20 protein-coding genes are annotated in these 23373 nt (G+C 24.9%); 15 read left to right on the top strand and 5 right to left on the bottom strand.

The window, feature by feature from the left end:
* The first annotated feature begins 1 nt into the window (after position 1).
* On the top strand, positions 2-1345 hold the full coding sequence (locus tag KYD98_RS02460) for a TldD/PmbA family protein (protein WP_219777991.1): 1344 nt from the start codon (positions 2-4) through the stop codon (positions 1343-1345).
* 109 nt (positions 1346-1454) lie between these two features.
* Here KYD98_RS02460 and KYD98_RS02455 read toward each other — a convergent pair whose 3' ends face one another.
* The gene (locus KYD98_RS02455) at positions 1455-3302 is read right to left on the bottom strand and encodes an LTA synthase family protein (protein ID WP_219777990.1); all 1848 of its coding nucleotides are present in this window, start codon (positions 3300-3302) and stop codon (positions 1455-1457) included.
* Between the two features lie 181 nt (positions 3303-3483).
* Here KYD98_RS02455 and yedF point away from each other — a divergent pair, with 181 nt between their 5' ends.
* Together yedF and KYD98_RS02445 are read left to right on the top strand one after the other, a co-directional pair.
* A complete protein-coding gene (gene yedF / locus KYD98_RS02450) occupies positions 3484-4059 on the top strand; it encodes a sulfurtransferase-like selenium metabolism protein YedF (protein ID WP_219777989.1) in 576 nt (191 codons plus the stop codon).
* 27 nt (positions 4060-4086) lie between these two features.
* The gene (locus KYD98_RS02445; RefSeq protein WP_219777988.1) at positions 4087-5043 is read left to right on the top strand and encodes an NAD(P)/FAD-dependent oxidoreductase; all 957 of its coding nucleotides are present in this window, start codon (positions 4087-4089) and stop codon (positions 5041-5043) included.
* Here the strand turns inward: KYD98_RS02445 and KYD98_RS02440 are convergent.
* Together KYD98_RS02440 and KYD98_RS02435 are read right to left on the bottom strand one after the other, a co-directional pair.
* On the bottom strand, positions 5027-5590 hold the full coding sequence (locus KYD98_RS02440) for a GDSL-type esterase/lipase family protein (protein WP_219777987.1): 564 nt from the start codon (positions 5588-5590) through the stop codon (positions 5027-5029). The two genes, KYD98_RS02445 and KYD98_RS02440, sit on opposite strands and share 17 nt — an antisense overlap.
* 37 nt (positions 5591-5627) lie before the next feature.
* Positions 5628-6242, bottom strand: coding sequence for a RusA family crossover junction endodeoxyribonuclease (locus KYD98_RS02435; protein WP_219777986.1), 615 nt, complete (start codon positions 6240-6242; stop codon positions 5628-5630).
* 219 nt (positions 6243-6461) lie between these two features.
* Between KYD98_RS02435 and tsaD the strand changes: the two genes are divergently transcribed.
* The 6 genes from tsaD to KYD98_RS02405 all read left to right on the top strand — a co-directional run bounded on the left by tsaD (position 6462) and on the right by KYD98_RS02405 (position 13175).
* Complete coding sequence (gene tsaD / locus KYD98_RS02430) at positions 6462-7481, top strand: tRNA (adenosine(37)-N6)-threonylcarbamoyltransferase complex transferase subunit TsaD (RefSeq protein ID WP_219777985.1); 1020 nt, start codon at positions 6462-6464, stop codon at positions 7479-7481.
* A gap of 4 nt (positions 7482-7485) precedes the next feature.
* A complete protein-coding gene (locus tag KYD98_RS02425; protein WP_219777984.1) occupies positions 7486-8487 on the top strand; it encodes an alpha/beta hydrolase in 1002 nt (333 codons plus the stop codon).
* A 328-nt stretch (positions 8488-8815) separates the two neighbouring features.
* The gene (locus KYD98_RS02420) at positions 8816-10009 is read left to right on the top strand and encodes a S1C family serine protease (protein ID WP_219777983.1); all 1194 of its coding nucleotides are present in this window, start codon (positions 8816-8818) and stop codon (positions 10007-10009) included.
* Between the two features lie 269 nt (positions 10010-10278).
* Positions 10279-10584: a PTS lactose/cellobiose transporter subunit IIA gene (locus KYD98_RS02415; RefSeq protein WP_219777982.1), complete on the top strand. Its 306-nt coding sequence runs from the start codon at positions 10279-10281 to the stop codon at positions 10582-10584.
* A gap of 298 nt (positions 10585-10882) precedes the next feature.
* Positions 10883-11977: an ethanolamine utilization protein EutH gene (eutH, locus tag KYD98_RS02410; protein ID WP_219777981.1), complete on the top strand. Its 1095-nt coding sequence runs from the start codon at positions 10883-10885 to the stop codon at positions 11975-11977.
* Positions 11978-12020: 43 nt separating this feature from the next.
* Positions 12021-13175, top strand: a complete 1155-nt coding sequence (locus tag KYD98_RS02405) for an ABC transporter substrate-binding protein (protein WP_219777980.1) — start codon at positions 12021-12023, stop codon at positions 13173-13175.
* An 18-nt stretch (positions 13176-13193) separates the two neighbouring features.
* On the opposite strand, the gene KYD98_RS02400 is transcribed toward KYD98_RS02405, so the two are convergent.
* The gene (locus tag KYD98_RS02400) at positions 13194-14318 is read right to left on the bottom strand and encodes a glycosyltransferase family 4 protein (RefSeq protein WP_219777979.1); all 1125 of its coding nucleotides are present in this window, start codon (positions 14316-14318) and stop codon (positions 13194-13196) included.
* Between the two features lie 151 nt (positions 14319-14469).
* On the opposite strand from KYD98_RS02400, the gene KYD98_RS02395 reads away from it, so the two are divergent.
* From KYD98_RS02395 to KYD98_RS02385, 3 genes are read left to right on the top strand one after another with little or no spacing between them, the layout of a single operon-like run.
* Entirely contained in the window at positions 14470-15486 is a 1017-nt protein-coding gene (locus KYD98_RS02395) for a CotS family spore coat protein (protein WP_219777978.1), read from the top strand.
* A 1-nt stretch (position 15487) separates the two neighbouring features.
* Positions 15488-16231, top strand: coding sequence for a spore coat protein (locus KYD98_RS02390; protein ID WP_308462427.1), 744 nt, complete (start codon positions 15488-15490; stop codon positions 16229-16231).
* 36 nt (positions 16232-16267) lie between these two features.
* Positions 16268-17305 (top strand): CotS family spore coat protein, encoded by a 1038-nt coding sequence (locus tag KYD98_RS02385; protein WP_219777977.1) that lies wholly within the window; start codon positions 16268-16270, stop codon positions 17303-17305.
* Between the two features lie 207 nt (positions 17306-17512).
* Here the strand turns inward: KYD98_RS02385 and KYD98_RS02380 are convergent, their stop codons facing one another.
* On the bottom strand, positions 17513-18640 hold the full coding sequence (locus KYD98_RS02380) for a glycosyltransferase family 4 protein (protein WP_219777976.1): 1128 nt from the start codon (positions 18638-18640) through the stop codon (positions 17513-17515).
* 108 nt (positions 18641-18748) lie between these two features.
* On the opposite strand from KYD98_RS02380, the gene KYD98_RS02375 reads away from it, so the two are divergent.
* The 3 genes from KYD98_RS02375 to KYD98_RS02365 all read left to right on the top strand — a co-directional run bounded on the left by KYD98_RS02375 (position 18749) and on the right by KYD98_RS02365 (position 23277).
* Positions 18749-19750 carry a CotS family spore coat protein gene (locus KYD98_RS02375; RefSeq protein ID WP_219777975.1) on the top strand — a complete coding sequence of 334 codons (1002 nt, stop codon included), beginning with the start codon at positions 18749-18751 and terminating at the stop codon, positions 19748-19750.
* 226 nt (positions 19751-19976) lie between these two features.
* The gene (gene yabG, locus KYD98_RS02370) at positions 19977-20840 is read left to right on the top strand and encodes a sporulation peptidase YabG (protein ID WP_219777974.1); all 864 of its coding nucleotides are present in this window, start codon (positions 19977-19979) and stop codon (positions 20838-20840) included.
* A gap of 502 nt (positions 20841-21342) precedes the next feature.
* Positions 21343-23277 (top strand): BglG family transcription antiterminator, encoded by a 1935-nt coding sequence (locus KYD98_RS02365; RefSeq protein WP_219777973.1) that lies wholly within the window; start codon positions 21343-21345, stop codon positions 23275-23277.
* The last annotated feature ends 96 nt before the right edge of the window (positions 23278-23373 follow it).

Below are 23373 nucleotides of genomic sequence, written 5' to 3'. Positions count from 1 at the left end.
GATGAATTTTGGTCAATTTAAAGAAGAATTATTTAAAGAAGCTAAAAAATCTGGATTTGAAGAGTATGAGATATACTATTCAGATGCTGAAAGTTTAAGCATAAATATTTATGAAGGTGAAGTAGAAAAATATAAATTAAATAATGCATTTGGTTTATCATTTAGAGGAAAAGTAAATGGTAAGATGGGATATTCTTATACAGAAATATTAGATAAAGATGCAATAAAAACTCTTATAGAGAATGCAAAAAATGCGGCATTAGTTATAGAAAATGAGGATGTTCAATTTATATATGATGGTGATAAAGAATACAAAGAATTAAATTGTTATAAGAAGGAATTAGATAATATAAAACCAGATAAACTTATATCTCTTGCAACAGAAATGGAGAATGAGTGTAAGAAACAGTGTGATAAAGTGGTTAACTTTAATGGTTGTGGAATAGGATATGGGAAATCTATTTATGGAATAATAAACTCAAAAGGATTAAACTTAAAAAATGAGAGAAATAATCTAACAGCATATGTAATTCCAATAATAGAAGAAAATAATGAAAAATATGATGGAATGGGTTATGTTATAGCAAAGAAGTTAACAGATATTAATCCTAAAAATTTAGCAAATCAAGGTCTTAAAGAAGCGTTAGATAGAGTTGGTGGAAAAAGTATTCCATCAGGTAAATATAAAGTAATTATAAATAATGAAGCTATGGTATCACTACTTGGCACATTCTCTTCAATTTTTGATGCAGAGCAGGCACAAAAAGGATTATCTCTTCTTAAGGGAAAAGAGGGAGAAATTATAGCATCAGATATATTAACATTAATTGATGATCCACATTTGGAAGATGGACTTGGAACAACTGCTTTTGATGATGAAGGAGTTGCAACTTATAAAAAAGAAATAATAACTAATGGTAAGCTAAATACATTGTTATATAATTTAAAAACTGCTAATAAAGCAGGAATAAAATCAACAGGAAATGGATTTAAAAGTTCATATGCATCAATTGTAGGTGTTAGTGCAACAAATTTCTATATAAATCCGGGTAAAAAATCATTTGAAGAAATATGTGAAGAAGTTAAAGAAGGTGTAGTAGTTACTGAATTTGCTGGACTTCATTCAGGCGCTAATGCAGTAACTGGAGATTTCTCATTGGCAACTAAAGGATTTAAAATTGAAAATGGAAAGAAAACTACACCAATTGAACAAATTACAGTAGCAGGAAATTTCTTTGATTTATTAAAGAATATAGAAGAAGTAGGAAATGACTTAAAATTTCCAATGAGTAGTATAGGATGTCCATCTGTAATAGTTAAAGAACTTTCAATAGCAGGAAAATAGATGAATTTTGCAATGTCATTTAAAAAATAATAAAAATAAAAGGATTATCTTAAATATATTTTTTGAGATAATCCTTTTATATAATACATTGATTTTTTATTAGAATATATTAATTTTCTTTGAAATAGTTACCTCTTATCATTTTATCTGATAAGTCTAAGATATTTTTATAAACTTCTTTTTCTTTATCAGAAAGTGAATCCTCACCTTTTATAGTTCCATCAGTTAAGACAGCAAAAGATTTTTTTGTATTTAAGAGATTTCTTCCTAAAACAGTATTTTCATATTTTTCTTTATCTATACCAAGCATATAAAGTAGTGTTGGCATAACATCACTTTGACCACCATATAAATCAAATGTTTTTCCTTGTTTAATTGAAGAATCATAAATTACTAAAGGAACTGTAGGGTTACCATTATATAAGTACCAATCTTCTTTAGTAGATAAGTTTTCAATACTATTATTATAGTATTTATGAACACCTGTATGATCACCCATAATGGCAACAACAGTATTTTCTAATAACCCCTCTTTTTCTAATAATTCTAAGAAATGTCCTATTTGTTTGTCAGTATAATGTATACTTTCAAAATATCCTCCTAATTCCATTTTATCTAATTCAGAATTAAGATTTAATTCCCTATATTCTTTAGGAATATCAAAAGGTCCATGACTAGTTAATGTTACAGTTAAAGCATAAAAAGGATTTTGTTGTTTTTTTAGCATTGGTATAACTTGCTCAAAATAAGTTCTATCACTTATTCCCATACCTATGTGCTCATCATCATTAAAAGAATAATAATCATTAAATTTATCAAAACCTATTCCAGTTAATCCAGCTGAATAATTCCAAAAAGAACCTTTGTCTGGATGTATAGCAATAGTAGTATAATTCTTTTCATCTTCTAAAATATTTGGTAGAGAGTTATAAGTGGTATTTGGATATCTAAAAAATGTACTACCTCTTCTTAAAGGTAACATAGAAGTATTAACCATTAAATCACAGTCAGAGCTTGTACCTTCATTGACTTGTTCAAAAATATTAGGAAAATATAGTGCATTATTAGAAGTTAATTTATTTAATACAGGAGTAATTTCTTTTCCATTAATAGTTTTTCCTATAACGAAATCTTCTAAAGATTCAACTTGAATATATATTAAATTTTTTCCTTGAGACATTCCAAAATATTCGTTATTAGGAAGATCTTCTTTTTTTACTTCAAAATATTCATTTATATTATTTTTATCTTCTTCAGTAAAATTGTATTTTTTTGAGTCACGATATACAGTATATAAATCAAACACATGATATCCAATTGGTGAAAAATATCTAGCTGTATTTGTTGGATCGTAATTATCAAAAAGATATGCATTTTTTACTTTTTTATTGTCTAAAATATGTATATTAAATGGTACATAACCTATGAATAATATTGGTAAAATAAAAGTAAGCAAGAAAGCTACTACTGATCTTCTTTTTATATTTTTATAAGATTTCCTAGTAATATAAACATATATTGCTAGTATTATAAAATCTAGTATAAATATAAAATCCATAGGACCAAACATTGAGTATACAGCTCCAGATAAATTATCTAGGTTAGCTGTTTGAGTTACTATTAATACAGATGGAACAGTTAAGAAACCTCTGAAGTAACAAAGATCCAGCATAATAATAGAAGTTAATAGTATATCAATTATAAAAATGTAAATTATTCTACTTTTTCCTTTAAATAATAGTGAAAAACTTAAAAATATTATTGAAAAAGCGATATAATAATTAATAAACGGTTTAGCTGAGTCATATCCAGCAGTAAAATTAAAACTATAAGGATTATCACTAGTAATAAAACCTTGAAAAAAAATCCCTTTAAGGATTATAGAGATTATAGGAATTAAGATTAATATAAGTCTGCTTATTAAATCTTTATTTATAATTTTTTTAAAGTAATCCATAAATTCACCTCGATTTTTAATATAATATAAAATAATAGTTATATTTTATAAACTTGTTTCTTATATTAAGTACTATATTATATTATACATAAATAAAGAAATGAAACAACCTATCTAAAAGTAAACATGATATAATTATTTTAAGCTTATTAGATATGGGACTAAACAGGGGGTAAGATATATGAAAGAAATAGATTGTAGAGGAATCTCTTTTCCAAAAACTATAAGAATGGTAAAAAAATATTTTAATTCAATTGGAGAAGGAGAAGCAATAGTAATTGTTAATAAGGACTCTGATAATGCGAATATTGTTAAAGTTGCAATGAGTAAAGGCTACCAGGTGGAAATAGAGGAAAATGATGAAGAACTTAATATTATGATTGAAAAAAGAGGTTGTTTAGAAATTATAGATGAAAAAGAATTTTCTATATTAATAACATCTGATAAATTTGGTGCTGGAGATGAAAAATTAGGAAAGATATTATTAAATGAGTATTTAAATGCATTAAATGAGTCTGAAAAACTTCCTAAAAATATAATATTTTTAAATGAAGCTGTAAAAGTATTTGATACAAATGGTAATAAAGAAAAAATAAATAATATAAAATTATTATCACAAGAAGGTGTAGATGTTTTAGTACATGAAGGTTCTTTAAAATATTATAAATTGGATATAGTAGATGATTTTGTTGAAGTTGTTGATATGTACGATATAGTGGATATAATAAACGAATCTAAAAACTTAATAAAATTATAATAGATACTATATTTGGAGGACAATACAATGCTTAAATATGATTTGATTGTAATTGGTGGTGGAATAGCTGGAATGACAGCAGCCCTAGGAGCACTAAAAAGTGGAGTTAAAAATATATTAATTATTGAAAGAGATAATAATCTTGGAGGAATATTAAATCAATGTATTCATAATGGTTTTGGAGAAAAATTTTTAGGAGAGCAAGTAACTGGACCAGAATATATTAATTTTGTGCAGGAAAGATTATTAAGTTCTAATATAGAGATAAAATTAGAATCAACTGTAATAGAAATTACTAAGGAAAAAATAGTAACATATGTTAATCAAATAGATGGTATTAATAAAGTAAAATCAGATGCAATAATATTATCAACAGGAGCTAGAGAAATTTATACAGGAAGTGTTATAATTCCTACCAATGGATTAACTGGAATATTTACATTAGGAGATGCTCATAGGTTAATTAATATAGAAGGATATTTACCAGGTAGGAAAACTGTAGTTACAGCTAAAAATAAATGGGGTTTTTTGGTAGCTAGAAGAATTATAATAGAAGGCGGATATGTAGAGGCAATAGTAATAGAAGACGAATTTGATGCACTAAGAAATGAAGAGATAGAAAGTATACTAGATGGTTTTGATATAGAGATTATAGAAAATTCTAGAGTTATAGAAGTTCATGGAAATAGTAGGATTAATGGGCTTAAAATATTAAATCTAAAAGATGATGTTGTTATAGAAAGAGAATGTGACTCTTTACTATTATCAGTTGGATTTAGACCAGAAAACATGCTTGCAGAGATGTTAAAATTAAACATTAATTCGAATACATTAGTACCTATTGTAGATGATTTTAAAACATCAATCGATGGTATTTTTGCTTGTGGAAATTTAATTTATGGTAAAATGGCGTTAATTATGAATGAAACTGATGGTATTAATTGTGGAATAAAAACAGCAGAATATATTAAAAGTATGAAATAGCAGCTTTATACATAAGCTCATTGCCATGAGAATTTAAATGAAGTCCATCTAAATAAAAGTTTTTTTTATTGAAAGTTAATAAATAGAAATCTATATAAGAAAGGTTATAATTAACACATAAATTAATTATAGCTTTTCTTAATTTAGGTAATTCTATTTCAGCATAACTATAGAAAGGAGAAGATCCAAATAATCTATTTGCCATGCTGCCAATAATATTTGGTGGAATACCAAGAATAATTTTTGCATTAATATCAATAGAATCCTTAATCATTAATTCCAAATTATCAATTATTGTATCAATTTTCCTTCCAAGCAATAAGTCATTAGTACCACCCATAATAAAGATTTTATTTGGATTATATGTAATAACATCTCTATAATAACGAGTGAGCATTGAAGCCGTAGTATCACCATTACATCCTTTATTCAAAGAGGGATTTTCATATGAATTTTGAATTTTATATACCCATGAATCCTTTTTAGAAACACCGTATCCAAAAGTTAAGCTATCTCCAAAAAAAATTAAATCTATATTTTTAGTCATAAAAAAACATCCTTTCAACATTAAAGTTTAACTTAGATTAAAATAATTTATTAAAACACTTTTTACATATTAGAGTTTTACCTTTATCAGCTTTAATATAATCATTACCTTTGATTAAAGTATTACATATACTACATGTAGTTTTAATATTAGGTAATGGAGTTTTACTTTCAATTGATTTTTTTAAATCTTTTTTTATTGGGGAATAAATTTTAGGAGTAGTTATAGTTTCTTTTTTATTAATACAAAATCCTAAATCATATTCACTTTCACCAAATAACTCTAATTCAAATCTGGGATTTTCTTTATCATAATATTCTTGTACAATAATTCTTGTTATTTGAGCATCATTAACAATTAATCCGCTTTTTTCTATTCCATCAAAGATACTTTTAGTGATGTTAATTGTATCAGGATGACGCTTTTCACTTTTATAATAAACTTTTAATAATGCTATTAAGCTTTCATTTAAAATAACATTTGGATTTTGACTTCTTGCAACTAATGCAATTTCTTGTTCATAGAGAGCATATCTATCATGGTATTTCCCAGAATTGTTAGGTAAAATAGCACGTCCGTTTGAATTATGTAATTTAAAATTTGATTTAGTAATTGGTGAACCATTAACAATTACTTTAGCATAAGTTGTCATTAAAAATCTCCTCTTAAACAATATTTAAAAAAAATTAATTTTTTAGTAGTTAATAATTAATTTTTATATAGTAAAATATACATTATATCATTAGATTATACAATAATCATAAATTGATAATATACTTTATATAAAGTATAATATTTTTGGATAATTGTTGTTATAGCTAATTTTTAAATATACAAATTAAGTTAAATATAAAAATAAGAGGTATTAATTATGAATAGAAAATTAATTTTATCAATAGAATCAAGTTGTGATGAAACTTCTGCAGCTGTTGTTGCAAATGGAAGAGAAGTTTTATCTAATATTATATCTACACAGATTGATACTCATAAAAAATTTGGCGGTGTAGTCCCAGAAGTAGCTTCAAGAATGCATATTGAAACTATAGATTTTGTTGTAAAAAAAGCGTTAGAGGAAGCTGATGTTACTTTAGATGATATTGATGCAATAGGTGTTACATATGGTCCAGGACTTATAGGAGCACTTTTAGTTGGCTTGCAATATGCTAAGGGACTTGCTTTTGCTGCTAAAAAACCTTTAATTGGAGTTAATCATATTGAAGGTCATATTTCTGCAAATTTCATACAACATAAGGATTTAAAACCTCCATTTATATCTTTGGTAGTATCAGGAGGACATACTTTTATAGTTTGTGTTAATGATTTTTGTGATTTTGAAGTAATAGGAAAGACTAGAGATGATGCAGCAGGTGAAGCATATGATAAAGTTGCAAGAGCTTTAGGATTAGGTTATCCAGGAGGTCCTAAAATTGATAAATTAGCCAAAGAAGGAAATCCTAATGCTATTGATTTTCCTAAAGCTAAATTTCATGAAGATACATTAGATTTTTCTTTTAGTGGAGTTAAATCAGCAGTTTTAAATTATTTAAATAAAGCAAAAATGCAGGGTAATGAGATAAATAAAGCAGATGTAGCAGCATCTTTCCAAAAAGCTGTTATTGATGTTTTAAAAGAGAATGTATTTTTAACTTGTAAGAAAAAAAATGTTGATAAAATTGCTATAGCAGGTGGTGTAGCATCAAACTCATGTTTAAGAGAGACATTAGAAAAAGAAGGTGTAAAAAAGGGAATAAAAATATTATTTCCAGAACCAATATTATGTACAGATAATGCTGCAATGATAGGAAGTGCTGCGTATTTTAATTTTGAGAAGGGATTTATATCATCTTTTGATATAAATGCAAAACCTAATTTAAAGTTAGGAGATAGTTAAAAAGATGAATTTATTACCACATTCTAATGGCTTTGAAAGAATAAAACAAAAAAAATATAGTTTTTTAGAAATTTGTAAAAAAACATTAAAAATTATATTAGTACTTCTATTTGTAGGTTTTTTCGCACAATTAATGAGTAACTTTTTTAGTAATGAAAAAATTAAACCAAATTTAAAATATGTTAGAGTAGATAGCAATAAATTAGAATATAGAATTAGAGGAACAGGAAGCTATACGGTGGTTTTTGAAGGTGGCATAGGAACTAATATATATCAATGGGATGAAGTGTGTAAAACTTTGGAAGCTAATTCGGATATAAAAACATTTGTATATAATAGGCAAGGATATGGATTTAGTGATTCATCAGATAAAAAATCTCCTGAGCAACAAGCTGATGAATTGAGGGTATTGTTAAGAAAATCTGGTGCATCTGAACCATATATTTTTGTTGGAGAAGAGTATGGAAGTTTGGTTGCTACAAGTTTCACTAAAAAATACCCAGAATTGGTATCAGGATTAATATTTATTAATCCTTTATCAGAAGAATTGATTAGTAGTATACAATATTTAAAATCAATAAGATGGGAATATTATAAATCTAAGCTTGAGTTTATAGGAAGTTATTTTTATTTAACAGAATTATGTGATAAGTTTGGTCTTTTGGAAGAAAATAAAAATTTAGAAGAAAATATATCTATTGGTGCGCTAGAGGAATTTAATATACATAAAAATAAGAAAAATTATAGAAAAGCAGTTTCAGATGAAATAAGTAATTTATACAATAAAAATTTTGATATTCCAAGTATAGACCAATTAAATAAAATGCCTATGTATATAATAAGTAATAAAATAGAATCTAAATATGATTATTTGCAAGAAAATCCATTGATTACAGTATATGAAAGCTCTATTTTAGGTACACCTTATGTAGCAAAGGATAAAGATACAGTTATTAGTGCTATAAATAATACAATAAAAAAGGTAAAAAAATTAGATAAAAGTTAATAATACATATGTGTATATATTCAAATAATTACTTAATAAATTAAATGACTATATACTATTTTGGCCAAGATTTAAATTTGAACATATATTATAATAATCCTTTAAGTGGCTAATTAAGAATAAGTATTAAAAAATCATGCAAAAATAGGAAAACAAAATTTTCTTATATGCATGGTTTTTTATTTATGAAAATTTATAGTACATGAATTTAAATTATCTATTTTACTATTATATAAATATAGATTTATATTTGACATGTTTTTGACACAAAATACTTTTATACTAAGAATATGAATTACAAAACTTAGTTACCTTAGGAGGAGATTATATGGATAATGAGAATAATAATTTTATAGATGTAGAAACAAATGAGATACAACAGGTAAATAAATCTATATTTAATGATGATGTTATTAGCATAAAACGTAGGAAAAAGAAAAAGGCATTTTCCAATATTGCTTTAGCATTATTAATTGCGATAATAGGGGGATTATTTGGTAGTGGAATTACTTATTTAGTTCTTAAAAATTCGCAAATCTTAAATAACACAAACAGAAAATATGTAGCACCAATATTTACGGAAGATACATCGGCGGGGACACTATCAGTTACAGATGCATTTAATAAAGTTGCTCCAGCAGTTGTTATTGTATCTACAAAAGGATTATCTAATAATGGATTTATACCACAAGAAGTTGAAGGTATAGGATCAGGATTTATTATAAATGAAGAAGGATATATATTAACTAATTATCATGTTATAGAAGGAGCAAATGAAGTAAAAGTTACTTTAAGTGATGGAAAAGAAGTTAATGCAACAGTAGTAAATTATGATCAGGCACAAGATGTAGCAATGATTAAGGTTGAACCAGGAACTAAAGTGCCAGCAGTTGCAGAACTTGGAGATTCAGATGAAATATATCCAGGAGCACAAGTTATAGCAATTGGAACACCACTTTCAAAAGAATTTGCTCAAACACTTACACAAGGAATTATAAGTGCTGTTAATAGAAGTGTACCAGGTCAAAATGGAAATAATATAAATCTTATACAAACAGATGCAGCTATAAATCCAGGTAATAGTGGAGGACCATTAGTTAATTCTAAAGGTCAAGTTATAGGAATAAATTCTATGAAAATAGGTACACAACTTGGTGGAACAAGTGTTGAAGGAATGGGGTTTGCTATTCCTATTAATGAAGTGAAAACTAAGATAGATACTTTATCAAAGCCTATAGTTAATTTAGGAATACAAGTAAGAGAAATTACTAGTGAAATGGCTAAAAAATATGATTTAAAAGAAGGATTATATGTAGCAGGAGTCGAAGAATTTTCACCAGCGGAAAAAGGTGGAGTAAAAGTTGGAGATGTAGTAACTAAATTTGATGGTAAAAATATTAAAACATTTGATGAATTAAAAGAACTTAAATCAGCTAAAAATGTAGGAGATACTGTTAAGATAGGTGTAATTAGAGATAAAAAAGAGGTTGAGTTAAGTATAACCTTAGAAGAAAAGAAATAATTAATTGAATACTAAATTATAAAATATTATAGGGATATGAATATAAACAAAATCTTTTGATTTAAGAGAAGTTTATATTTATATCTCTATTTTTGAATGCATGAAATAAAACAATAGATAAAATAGATGGACATACTGGTATATATATTAATAAATTAAATATAATCTTTAATTTTAAACATATTTTGGTGTAAAATGTAATTATAGTAATTTGTGCGATGATAAAGTATATTTTCAATATACATAGGCTTAAGAAAGGGTGATTAGGTTTGGAAGAGGTAATATTAAATTTAATTATGCATAGTGGAGAAGCTAGAAGTTATTCAATGGAAGCAATTTCATTAGCTAAAGAAGGAGAAATTACAGCCGCAAAAAATTTGATTAAAAAAGCTGATAAAGAATTAGGATATGCCCATAATTCACAAACAACCTTAATCCAGACTGAAGCATCAGGGCAAAAATCAGAGTTTTCTTTGCTTTTAGTACATGCAGAAGATCATTTGATGACAACTACTATGTTAAAGGATCTATCAGTAGAATTTATAGAATTATATGAGAGAATTGGTGAATTATAAGTTGAAAATAAAATCAATAAAAGCTTTCTTAATTCAAAGAAGGCTTTTTATTCTTTAGACTAGTTATATTACTAAATAATCTTTGAATAAATCAGATTATATTTTTGAATTGACAATCTATGATTAAGAATTTAGGATGAACTCACCTTAGGCTTTCTAAAATATATATTTTTTAGAAAGCCTGTAGTTTTCAATCACAACTGTGTATTGTCAGCTGTCAATTGTCAATTGAAACGTGGCGCAGCCACTTTTGTTCTGTTATACTTAATAATAGTTTACGGTATTAACAGGAGGAGATATGAGAAATATATTGTTATATATTGTGGCTTTATTTTTTTTAATTGGAGCTATTGATTATATAGAGGGAAATAAGTTTAAGCTTGGAAAAGTTTTTGAGGATGGAATAAAAACAATAGGACCATTATCATTATCAATGATAGGTATATTGTCAATGACACCATTTTTTTCTGATATTTTAACAAAAACATTAGTACCTATAGCACAAAAATTTTCACTAGATGCATCAATATTTCCAGCAAGTATAATAGCTATAGATATGGGAGGACTTAATTTATCTCAAAAATTAGCTACATCTAATGAAATGGCTAAATTTACAGGAATATTTATATCATCAATTTTGGGATGTACTATTAGTTTTACATTACCACTTGCAATAGGGTTGATAAAAAAAGAAATGTTTGAAACGTTATTTAAAGGAATACTATGTGGTATTATAACTATGCCAATAGGGTTGTTTATAGGAGGAATTATAGTTAAAGTGCCTATTAATATATTAGCGTATAATCTCTTACCAATAATATTGTTAGCAGTTGTTTTAACTTTAGGTATACTTTTTAGACCTAAATTATTAATAGTAATATTTAAATTTATAGGAAAAGCTATAATGTTTATAAGTGTTATAGGTTTAATTATACAAGGGGTTAATTCTATAGCTGGAATATGTATTTTAGATAATGTTATGCCAATAGATAAGGTCTTAGAAATTGTGGGCAAAATAGCAATATTTTTAGGCGGAGCATATGTTATGTTAGAAGTATTAAAAAATACATTAAGTAAGCCTTTAAATAATATGAGTAAAATATTTAATGTTAATATAAATTCTATTGCAGCATTTATAGGTAGTTTAGCTTCTGCAATAGTTATATATTCAGAATATGATTCATTAGATGAAAGAGGAAGAGTTATTTGTACAGCTTTTTCTGTTGGTGGTGCATATGTATTTGGTGGACAAATGGGATACATTGCAAATCAGGCACAGGATATGTTATTAGCGTATATATTAGTTAAATTAATATGTGGAACATTAGCAATAATTTTTTCTATAATTTATTTAGAGTATGAAAGTAAAAAAGAGATTACCATATCTAAATAATTATAAATATTTTTAGATATGTATTTTTATAGAGGTGTAAATCATGAGAAATAAGATGAAATATTTAAGCATATTTTTTATTTTAATAATACTTTGCATAGTAGGAATGGATTTATTAGATTCTAGTAAAGAATCTAAAATTAAAGGTAATATAGAAATAGCAGTAAACGAAAATTTATATGAATATTTAAAAGAATGTGCAGATAAATTTATGGAATATAACCCAAAAACAAATATTCAAATTAAACAAATAAATAGCGATAAGTATGTAGATAATTTGAAATCTCAAATAGAAGAGAATGAATTATTTAATATAGGACAATTAAATAGATTAGATATGAAAAAATTATCATTAGAAGATATTAATATAGATGATGATATGAATAAAGTTTTAGAAACTTATTCTAAAAACTTTTCTAAAAATAGATTAGAACAAGTTATTAAGGATGATAAAAAAATAGCTATACCACTAAATTCAAGACCGTTAGTGTTATATATAAGAGAAGATATATTAAGTCAATATGGATATCATAATTATGATATTAGTACGTGGAATGATTTTGTAAATATTGGAACTGATATTTATAAGAAAAGTAATGGTAAGTTAAAGATATTAAATGCTACAGGACAGGATTATGAAGATTTAGTAAGTTTATTAGTTATGCAATCTTTGAGTAAGGATAAAAGCATTTATGACATTCAACAAGAAGTTGAAGATAAGTTAAAAGAACTAAAAGATAATAATATATTAAATTTACAAGATGGAAATCCATTTTTAGCAAGGATATCATCTATAAATGGAATGAGAGAACTTATGGCCTTAGACGAAAAATGCGAATGGGTAGCAATTAACACTCCGAGTAAGAATATTGGGACTAATAGATTTTTTTGTGCAGAAGGGGATAATCTTATAATATTAAACCAAAATAATGATAATAAAAAATTAATAGAAAAATTTATAACATTTGTCATTACTAATAATAAATATACTATTAAATATATTAAAGAAGGAAGATTTTTTTCAAGTTATTTATATACATATAAGAATATAGAAATTGAAGATAGTATTAAAAATTTTAATGGAAAGAGCCCTCTAATTATTATGAGTAACATAGAAGAGAGAGCTCCTGTTATAAAAAAATATGATGATTATATTGATATAAAAACAAAAGTACTTGAAGAAAATAACCTAAGATAATAGCTAAAATTAATGTATTTAATTATTAGATATTATTTGTTTATATGCATTTAAGGTATTTTTTGCTGTTTGCCTCCATGAAAATTGGAGGCTTCTTTTATAGCCTTTTTTGCTTAAATTAAGTTTTAAATCTTCATTATTAAGAAGATTTACCAATGCAAGTTCTAAGTCTTTTTCATTATAAGGATCAATTAATAGGGCATTATCTGATGTAACCTCTGGTATTGATGATATGTTAGATGATATTATCGGTGCACCACAGCTCATAGCTTCTAGTGGTGGTAATCCAAAACCTTCATAAAAAGATGGGTAAACAAATGCTTCACAACTATTATAAAGGATAGGTAAAATATCATCTTTAACATAGCCTGTAAAAATAACTTTATCATCTAAATTATTTTGTTTTACAAAATTATATAGCTCTTCACCTTCATCTTTTAATGTACCCACTAGTACTAGATTGTAAGTTTTATCTAAATCTTTATAGGCATTTTTAAATGCTTTTATAAGACCTAAGACATTTTTTCTTGAACTAAATCCACCTATATATAAAATAAATGGATTATTAACATTAAAGTTATCCTTAACATAATTATTGCAACTAGTTTTATTTAATAGCTTAAAATTAGAATTAGCTGCAAGTGGAGTAACAAATATTTTTTCTTCAGGATAACCGTTGAAAAACTTAAGTATGTCTTTTTTTGAATGTTCAGAAACAGTTAATATAGCTGATGAATTATAAATGATATTTGGCATATCTCTTAAGAAACGTTCTAAATATCCCTTTCCTACAGTTTCAGGCATAATATAAGGTATTAAATCATGTATTGTAACTATTGTTTTATAAGATGATGATGGTTCTAATCCAATACCATTTTGAGGGATATGGTATAAATCAATATGTTTTTCGTTTAACATTCGTGGAATATAGTATTTATCGTAAAATCCAGAATGCCTACCAGATGAGTATATAATATTAGTATTTTTTTTAATAAAATCTTTATTAAATTTTCCTGAACAAAATAATGTGAAATTATCTTGTGAGTTTATAGAGAGAATTTCTGATATAAGATTATTGGTATAAGTACCTATACCAGTACCTTCATGTAAGGTAGCACTACGAGCATCTATAGAAATTTTCATACAACACCTCTAAATATACATATATAACTAAGATATTAATCAAAACTAAATTTTGTGAATATAAAGTTTAGATATTTTTTGGATTTGCTAAATCACAATAAATAATTTAATAACATACAATAAAAAGAAGAATATTTTTTAGGTGAAATTTATGAAAAGTAATGATGATACATTTCAAATAAAAAACTGCATTAAAGAACAATATGAATTGAATATAAATAAAATTGAGAAGGTTAAAGGTAGCTATAAGATTTTAACAGAAGATATGGGATATTGCTTAAAAATAATTAAGTATAACTTTTTTCATTTTTATTTTATTTTATCTGCAATGAAACATTTACAAAACAATAATTTTAAAAATATACCTAAAATTATAAAAAACAAATATGGAAAGGATTATATAAATATAGATGGTAAATATGCTTATTTAACAAAGTGGGTACCATCAAGGGTAAGCAATTATGATAATCCAATGGAATTAGCAAAGATTTCTATGAAACTTGCAGAATTACATGAGTGTAGTAAAAATTTTACTATTAAACAAGGTATGCAGCCTAGAATAGGATGGTTTTCTTGGCAGGAAGTATTTAATACAAGATTAAATGAAATTTTAGATTTTAGAAATAGAATAAATCAAAAAGCATATAAATCTGATTTTGATTTATTATATTTAGAAAATATTAATAGGGAGATAGATAGAGCTAAGAAAAGTATTGAGGGATTAAAGAATAGTAATTATATAAAAATAATGGAAAAAGAAATGCTTTTAAGGGGATTTTGTCATCATGATTATGCTCATCACAATATTCTTATATGCGAGAATAATGATATAAATATAATAGATTTCGATTATTGTATACTAGATTCACATTTACATGATTTATCATCTTTGCTTATAAGGGTTATGAAAGATGGAAAATGGGAAGAACAGAAAGCTAATATAATATTAGACAATTATGAAAAAATAATTGAACTAAATAAAGAAGAAATACCATTAATCAGAGAATTTATTAGATTTCCACAGACTTTTTGGCAATTAGGAATTCAAGTATATTGGGAGCAACAACCATGGGGAGAAGAATTTTTTATTAATAAATTGAGTAAATATTTAGAAGATTGTTATGAGAGAGAAGAATTTATAGATAGTTATTTCAAAGGAGGAGATTAGGATTAAAGAGTTGAGTATAAAGGAATATCTAAATAATAAAGGAATAGATATTACAGAAAGATATTTTGTTTATGATAAAAATATAGAAAGTAAAGAAGCCATTGCTCAAGTTATAAGAATGGTTAATCTCCATAAAATCTTGTTAGGGTATCAAGGCGGATGTCTAACGAGGTTAGAAAGTACTATAGGAAAAGAAATTGAGAATTATAAAGTTCAAATAAAAAAGTTAAAAAAAGATTATGAAAGAATAATTGATAATGGAATAAAAAATGATTTTGAAAAATTAATAATTACGGATGGAAAAAGATTATTAGAACAAGCAGAAGAAGTTATAGGGTATATATATACTCATAATTATTTTGGAATTATAGAAAGAAGTATGAATAGAGAAGAAATATGCATTGGAAGAGCAGATCAAGCAAATCTAAAATTTGATTCAAATTTTAAAATAGCTAATCTAAAATATATGTCTTATAACTTAGTTGAAGAGGATCTTTATAAATACATTAAAAAACTCCAAAGGAAAAAATGCAAAATAGATGTGGAAGAGTTAATAAAAGTTTTTGTATATGAATCTCACTTATCAAACGATAGTTTTTTTTATTTAAGAGCATTAAATAGTTATCCTAAAGATTCATTAAAAGTTTGGGAAAGATATAGAACAAACAAAAAATCAAAAACAGAAGAGGAGTTGTTAATACAATTAAAAAATAGTATGGAGTATGAAAGTAAAAAATTTATTTAATCAGGTAAAGTTTTTATTTTAAATAGGAGGAAAGATATGAATAGAATTAGATATGCTGAGAAAAATTCATTGTGTGATTATGATTTAAGTTTGAAATTCTTTAATGAATTAGGAATTAACATAAATGATATAACTCCTTTAAGAAATGTATTTGTTATATCTACAGATGATGGGAATAAGATATTAAAAAAAGTAGATTATGATGAAGAAAGATTAAAGCTTATTAATGAATGCTTAGAATATATTAAGAATAATTATGATAATGTGATAACTTATAATAAGTTTAGTAATGGCTTGAATTATAAAAAATGGAATGATGAAGTGTATGTAGTTATGGATATTTTAGATGGTAGAGAAGCGTGTTTTACAAATCCAGTAGAAATTAAATTATGTGCAAAAAATGTAGCATTAATGCATAAGGCTTCTAAAGGATTGAGAGAAGAATTAAAAAATAAAATAAATAAAGATTTATTAGATGAATCATTAGAAATTAAATTTAAAAAAGCATATGATGAGCTTATTTTCTTTAAAGATATTGTAAGCAAATATAAATATAAGAATGAATTTGATATTTTATTTCTTGAAAATATAGATAGATATTTAAATGAGATAGTTAATGTTCAAGAAAAACTTAAAAATAGTCAATATAATGAGTTAAGGGACTCTGGTGATACAGTATCAATATGCCATAATGATTTAGCATATCACAATTTTTTAATAAAAAAAGATAAAGTAAGTATTATAGATTTTGATTTTTTAACACTAGATTTAAGGATAATAGATATATCAGATTTTATATTAAGATGTATAAAAAATTCAGCTTTTGATATAGATAAAATGTTATTAGCTATAGAGGCATATGAAGAAATAAGTGTATTAAAAAAAGAGGAAAAAGAGTTAATATATTTACTTTTATCTTTTCCTAAAGATTTTTATACGATGTCAAAAAATTATTATTATAAGAGAAAAAGATGGGAGTATGAAGTTTATTTAAATAGATTTAAAACTAAATTAAATAATGACCAATTCAGAAAAGAATTTCTAGATAGATATGGAAAGTTAATTAATATTTAATAAGATTGTTAAATTTCTATAATCTTAAAATTATATAGAAATAAGTACTTTAAAATATTGCTATGTTTTAAAATAAATTCCCTTGTCCATGAGCTTTATACTACAATATCAATATTCACTTAAAACATAGTGTAATAAAAAATAAGATTGTCTCAAGTTAATTTATAAAATTTTTGAGACAATCTTATTTTTTTAGTTTTTACTTAATTAGTCTTTCAGTTTTAATATATCATTATAAGCGTTTAAGGTATCCTGAGCTGTTTTAGTCCATGAAAATTTGGAACTTCTATTTAAGCTTTTATTAACTAAGGTTAGTTTTAATAAACTATTATCTAGTACTTTCTGAATATTATATGATAAAGCATCTATATCATTAGGATCTATTAATAAAGCAGATTCATAGCATACTTCTGGTATTGAAGTTACATTAGAAGCAATCACTGGTGTACCACATGCCATTGCTTCTAGTGGAGGTAATCCAAATCCTTCATAAAAGGATGGATAAACTAAAACTTCAGTTGCATTATAAAAAATTGGCATGTCTTCAAGTGGAACAAAATCAGTAAATATTACTTGAGAAGAAATTCCTAATGATTCAGATCTTTCTTTATATTTTGAGTAAGAAGGACCTTTTCTTCCTATAATAACTAATTTGAATTTTTCTCTTGTGCTGTAAGGGAGTTTTGAATAAGAGTCAATTAATCCTAAAATATTTTTTCGTGGACTAAATCCTCCTACATAAAGAATAAAATCTTCTTTTATACCATATTTATCAGTAATAATTTTTTTACATTGACATTTACTTAGAGGCTTATAAATTTCTTCAGCTGCAAGGTGAGTAACATATATATTTTCTTTTGGAAAGTTAAATTCTTTTGCAATATCGTTTTTAGAAAATTCCGATACAGTAATTATTCCTTCACAATTATTTAAAATATCTGGTAATTCATCATTAAAAATTTTAAGATATCTTTCACTAACAGTTTCAGGCATTCTTAAAGGAATTATATCATGTAATGTAATAATTTTTTTACAATTAATATTTTTAGAAATTCCTACTCCATTTTGTGGAACATGATAAAGTTCCATATCTGAATTTTTTAAAATGTTAGGGACTTTTACATCATCCCAAAAACTATTACAATCATTAGATTCAACAGGTTCTATAGAAAAATTAGAATTTAAATTATTTAAAGAATCACATTTTGGCATAAAAATTAAATAGTTATTTTTATCATCAATAATATTTAGACTTCTAATTAGTTCATGCGTATATGTGCCTATTCCAGTGCCTCTATACCATTTTGCAGCTCTACCATCTATTCCTATTCGCATTATTCAATCCTTTCCAAGAATTCGTCCTAATCTATTATATTAAAAGAATATAAAAAATGTTAATAAAAGAAATAATATGTACATATAAATATAAAGGAGGTGAGCACTATGATGCGGGAATTTGAAATTGAAAGACAATTTGATATTAAGATAGAAATAATTAAGGCTAATAAAGGTGTTTACTATCTTAAGACTAATAAAGGTGAAAGGTGTTTGAAAAAGATTAACTATGGTCCACAAAAATTATTATTTGTATATGGTGCAAAAGAACATTTAATAAAAAATGGATTTAATAATGTGGACAGGTATTATTTAAATACTGAAGGTGAGCCATATGCCTTAGTTAATGAAGATTTATATACCTTATCTGAATGGTTAGAAGGTAGAGAATGTGATTTTCGCAATATTAATGAGGTGAAAATAGCTGCGGAAACATTAGCTCATATGCATGAGGCATCTAAAGGATATGATCCACCTGAAAATTCTAAATTAAAAAGTGATTTAGGAAGATGGCCTCATTTGATGGAAAAAAGGACAAAATCTTTAGATAAAATGAAGGATATAATAAGAAAGAAAAATATTAAAAATGATTTTGATATACTTTATTTGCAATCAGTAGAATTTTATAAGGAAATTGGAAAAGAAGCTTTAACAATATTAAAGGAATCAAATTATTATGAGTTATGTATGTTAGCAGAGCAAGAGAAAAGCTTTTGTCATCATGACTTTACCTATCATAATATAATATTAAATGATAATGAATCTACTCATGTTATAGACTTTGATTATTGTAAAAGAGAAGTTAGAACATTTGATATAAGTAATTTTATGACAAAGGTTTTGAAAAGAGTAGATTGGGATTTAGAATTTGCTAAAGCTATACTTGAATCATATAATTCAGTTTCGAAATTAAAAGAAGAAGAATATAAGGTCTTATATGCTTATTTAAAATTTCCACAAAGGTATTGGAGATTAGCTAATAGATATTATTATAATGAAGTAAATTGGGGACAAAATACATTTACAAATAAATTAAATTCTATAATTGAAGAAAAGGATAAGTTTTTAAAATTTTTAAACGATTTTAAGAGTGAGTATAAAATAGAATAATGAATATGATAGGAAAAGGGATTATCTCAAAAAGCATTTTTATGTATTTGAGATGGTCCCTTATTCAAGTTAAGGAACATTAAAAAAATAATAGATCAGCAAGTATGCTCATATATTTAATTTATTTTATGCACTCAAGTACTTTTTATATGGAATTAAACAGGGAAACTTTTGAGAGAAGAATCATATTATAAAGTAAGCAATATATATGTATTTAGGAGAAAAAATGGATATAGGAGATGTAGTTGTAAGAAAATCATATGATAAAGATGTAACATTTAAAATAATAGATATTAAAGAAAAAGGTAATAAGAAAATTTTTATTTTAAAGGGTATAAGTATAAGAATAATTGCAGATGCTACACTGGAAGATTTAGAAGAAGTATCAGATGAAGATGCAGGTTCACAAGATAAAATTTTAAACACAAGAGTAAATGATGCTATAAAGAAAGCTATATCATTAAGGGGGGGACTTAGGGATAAGGTAAATAAGTCTGTGAAAGTTAAACCTAGTAATGATTTAATGTTTGGTAGACCAGGAAAAATACTACATGTTGATGCAGATAGTGAATATATGGAGACGTGTCTTAAGGTATATAAACAACTATCATTAGATGCCGTTGGAAGATGTGTATCAGAAGATAAGCAACCATATGTAATTGTTGACTTAGTTAAGGAAATAAAGCCGGATATAGTTGTTTTGACAGGCCATGATGGGGTTTTAAAGGATGCAAAAGATTACTTGGATTTAAACAATTATAGAAATTCAAAATATTATTTAGAATCTATTAAAGAATTAAGAAACTATAATTCTAGTTATGATGAATTAGTAATATTTGCAGGAGCATGTCAAAGTTGTTATGAGTGCATGCTGAATGCAGGAGCAAATTTTGCATCGTCTCCAAGTAGAGTATTAATACATTGCTTAGATCCAGTATTTGTATGTGAAAAAATTGCTTATACAAGAATAGATAAAATAGTATCTATTACTGATGTTATAGAAAATACTATAACAGGAATAAAAGGCATTGGTGGATTGCAAACAAGAGGAAAATATAGAGAAGGATATCCAAAGTCTCCATTTGTATAATAAAGTACTAAGGTTCAAAAGTTCATTTATTATTATGAATTTTTGAACTTTAGCTTTTTTATGACAAAATAATTTATAATATATTCAAATTATCATAAAAGAGAAGCAAAATAAATGTGATATAAATATTTAAAATAAGAGTGATTAATGTATATATTAATTTTTAATATAAATAAAATTAGTGTAGTCTGTATTAATAATTTTGCATTAAGAAAGACATAGATATGGAATAATTAAGATAGATATAAATTTCAATAAAATTATAGATATGATAGAATTAAGAGATAAAGAAAAAGATGAGAAAAAGCTTAAATATATAACTGTTAGTAAAACAAAACTTCAAATAAAATTAAGTTAGTATTGCTGTATTTGAGTATATTGAGATATTTTACAACGGATAAGGTATACATGCTTTAAACTGGTATATAACTCCATAACAATATTATAATAATGCAAAGAAAGAATTAAATCTATAAAATTATTATGAGGAGGATATAATCAAATGGTGGGTATTTCAAAAAGACAAAAAGATCTTATGAACAAAATATTAGATAGTTGTGGATATATTACAGCTAAAAAACTATCTAATATGTTAGGCGTATCAACAAGAACAATACGAAATGATATTTCACAAATTAATAATTTAAATAAGATTCAAGTAATATGTATGTTAAAATCTAAAGGTTACTATATTAAAGAGCATGATATAGTAAAAAAAATGTTAGGTGAATATAGAGAGGATATACCAAGTACAGTTGAGGAGAGAACATCATATATTATAAATAAGCTATTATATAGAATGGATAGTATAGATATATTTGATTTAGCAGATGAACTAATGGTAAGTGAGTATACAATTGAAAAGGATTTAAATAGAATTAAAGTCTTATTAAAAGATGAAAATAGTAATATAGAAATGAGAAGAATTAGTAATAATGTATTTCTAGATGGAACAGAAAAAGAAAAAAGAAGTCTTTTATGTAGATTAATTTTAAAAGAGCAAAAAGATAATATTTTTGATATAAGTAGATATGAAGAGAATTTTAAAAATATAGATATAGTAAGAATAAATAGTATTCTAAGAGAGTATTTTTTTGAAAATAATATTAAAATAAGCGATTTAGCAGTTATTAATTTAGTTGTACATATACTTATAGTTTTAGAAAAGGTCATTGATAATTGTGATATAAAAGATGATTATAATTATTTAGAGATTTTAAATGAAGATGATATGAAAATTAGTAATGATATCTGTGAAAAAATTGAGAATTTTATAAAAATTAGTATACCTAAAAGAGAAAAGGAATACATAGCATTACTTATATCAGGAAAGAGAATATTTATACATAATAGAAGTAAGATTAATAAGTTGCAAAAAAATAATGATAAAGTAAATTACTTTATAGATTTGATAATCAATAAATTATATAATGAATATTTATTAGATTTAAAACAAGATGGTGAATTTTTATCGGGGTTAACACTTCATATGGAAAATTTATTAATAAGGAGTGGCAAAGGTATTTATATACAAAACCCATTGATTTACACAATAAAAAAAGTTTATCCGTTAATTTATGATATGGGAGTATCAATAGCATTAGAATATCAGAAAGTATTTGGATATACATTAAATGATGATGAAATAGGATTAATAGTATTACATTTGGCATCGGCAATAGAAAAATTAAATGAAGAAAATCGTAGAGTTAGATGTTTAATTATATGTCCAACAGGAATAGCATCAAGTAAATTATTAAAAAATAAATTACTTAAAATATATTCTGATAAGATCGATATAGTAGGTTGCATATCCATGTATCAGTTAGATCATATTGAAGAAGATTTTGTAGACTTAATAATATCAACAATACCAATACAAAATAAGTTAAATATAAAAACTATTGTATGTTCTACATTTTTGCTAAAGGAAGACATAAATAAAATAGATAATATACTAAATTTATTTAATTATAAAAAAAATAATTTAGATGAAATTTATAATATATTTGATAAAAAATTATTTTTTAAAGATATTAAATTGGAAGATAGAATGGAAGTAATTAAATATCTTGTAGAAAGACTTTATGAAGAAGGATATTGTCCTAAGAATTATGTGGATTATGTATTAAAAAGAGAAAAGATATCTTCAACAGCATATGGAGGATTAATAGCAATTCCACATCCTTTGGAAAAAATAGCATATAAAAATAAAATAGTAGTTGGAATATTAAAAGAACCAATTATGTGGGGAGAATATAAAGTACAAGTAGTGTTTCTATTCAGTTTAAATACGGAAAAAAACTTAGATTTAGATAATTTTTTTAAAAATTTAATATTATTGATAGAAAATCAAGATATTATGAAAAGAATTATAAATTCAAAATGTTATGATGAATTTATAGAGATATTTTTAAATGTATATAATTTAGAATAATTCTTTTAATATACTTTTTCCTTTTCAAGTGGAAAAAGTATATTTTTTTATAAAATTTATTTTAGTTATAATATGAATATAAGATATCTTATTAAT

The sequence above is a fragment of the Clostridium weizhouense genome, assembly GCF_019431045.1.
Classification (GTDB): Bacteria; Bacillota; Clostridia; order Clostridiales; family Clostridiaceae; genus Clostridium; species Clostridium weizhouense.
This window is presented reverse-complemented; position numbering and strand designations above follow the sequence as displayed.

What these genes read in the sequence shown, in the direction of transcription:
- yabG (WP_219777974.1), top strand. Translation starts at nt 19,977, where the DNA reads ATGGATATAGGAGATGTAGTTGTAAGAAAATCATATGATAAAGATGTA.
- KYD98_RS02400 (WP_219777979.1), bottom strand. Translation starts at nt 14,318, where the DNA reads ATGAAAATTTCTATAGATGCTCGTAGTGCTACCTTACATGAAGGTACT.
- KYD98_RS02395 (WP_219777978.1), top strand. Translation starts at nt 14,470, where the DNA reads ATGAAAAGTAATGATGATACATTTCAAATAAAAAACTGCATTAAAGAA.
- KYD98_RS02380 (WP_219777976.1), bottom strand. Translation starts at nt 18,640, where the DNA reads ATGCGAATAGGAATAGATGGTAGAGCTGCAAAATGGTATAGAGGCACT.
- KYD98_RS02460 (WP_219777991.1), top strand. Translation starts at nt 2, where the DNA reads ATGAATTTTGGTCAATTTAAAGAAGAATTATTTAAAGAAGCTAAAAAA.
- KYD98_RS02425 (WP_219777984.1), top strand. Translation starts at nt 7,486, where the DNA reads ATGAATTTATTACCACATTCTAATGGCTTTGAAAGAATAAAACAAAAA.
- eutH (WP_219777981.1), top strand. Translation starts at nt 10,883, where the DNA reads ATGAGAAATATATTGTTATATATTGTGGCTTTATTTTTTTTAATTGGA.
- KYD98_RS02375 (WP_219777975.1), top strand. Translation starts at nt 18,749, where the DNA reads ATGATGCGGGAATTTGAAATTGAAAGACAATTTGATATTAAGATAGAA.
- KYD98_RS02455 (WP_219777990.1), bottom strand. Translation starts at nt 3,302, where the DNA reads ATGGATTACTTTAAAAAAATTATAAATAAAGATTTAATAAGCAGACTT.
- yedF (WP_219777989.1), top strand. Translation starts at nt 3,484, where the DNA reads ATGAAAGAAATAGATTGTAGAGGAATCTCTTTTCCAAAAACTATAAGA.
- KYD98_RS02435 (WP_219777986.1), bottom strand. Translation starts at nt 6,242, where the DNA reads ATGACAACTTATGCTAAAGTAATTGTTAATGGTTCACCAATTACTAAA.
- tsaD (WP_219777985.1), top strand. Translation starts at nt 6,462, where the DNA reads ATGAATAGAAAATTAATTTTATCAATAGAATCAAGTTGTGATGAAACT.
- KYD98_RS02385 (WP_219777977.1), top strand. Translation starts at nt 16,268, where the DNA reads ATGAATAGAATTAGATATGCTGAGAAAAATTCATTGTGTGATTATGAT.
- KYD98_RS02365 (WP_219777973.1), top strand. Translation starts at nt 21,343, where the DNA reads ATGGTGGGTATTTCAAAAAGACAAAAAGATCTTATGAACAAAATATTA.
- KYD98_RS02405 (WP_219777980.1), top strand. Translation starts at nt 12,021, where the DNA reads ATGAGAAATAAGATGAAATATTTAAGCATATTTTTTATTTTAATAATA.
- KYD98_RS02420 (WP_219777983.1), top strand. Translation starts at nt 8,816, where the DNA reads ATGGATAATGAGAATAATAATTTTATAGATGTAGAAACAAATGAGATA.
- KYD98_RS02445 (WP_219777988.1), top strand. Translation starts at nt 4,087, where the DNA reads ATGCTTAAATATGATTTGATTGTAATTGGTGGTGGAATAGCTGGAATG.
- KYD98_RS02440 (WP_219777987.1), bottom strand. Translation starts at nt 5,590, where the DNA reads ATGACTAAAAATATAGATTTAATTTTTTTTGGAGATAGCTTAACTTTT.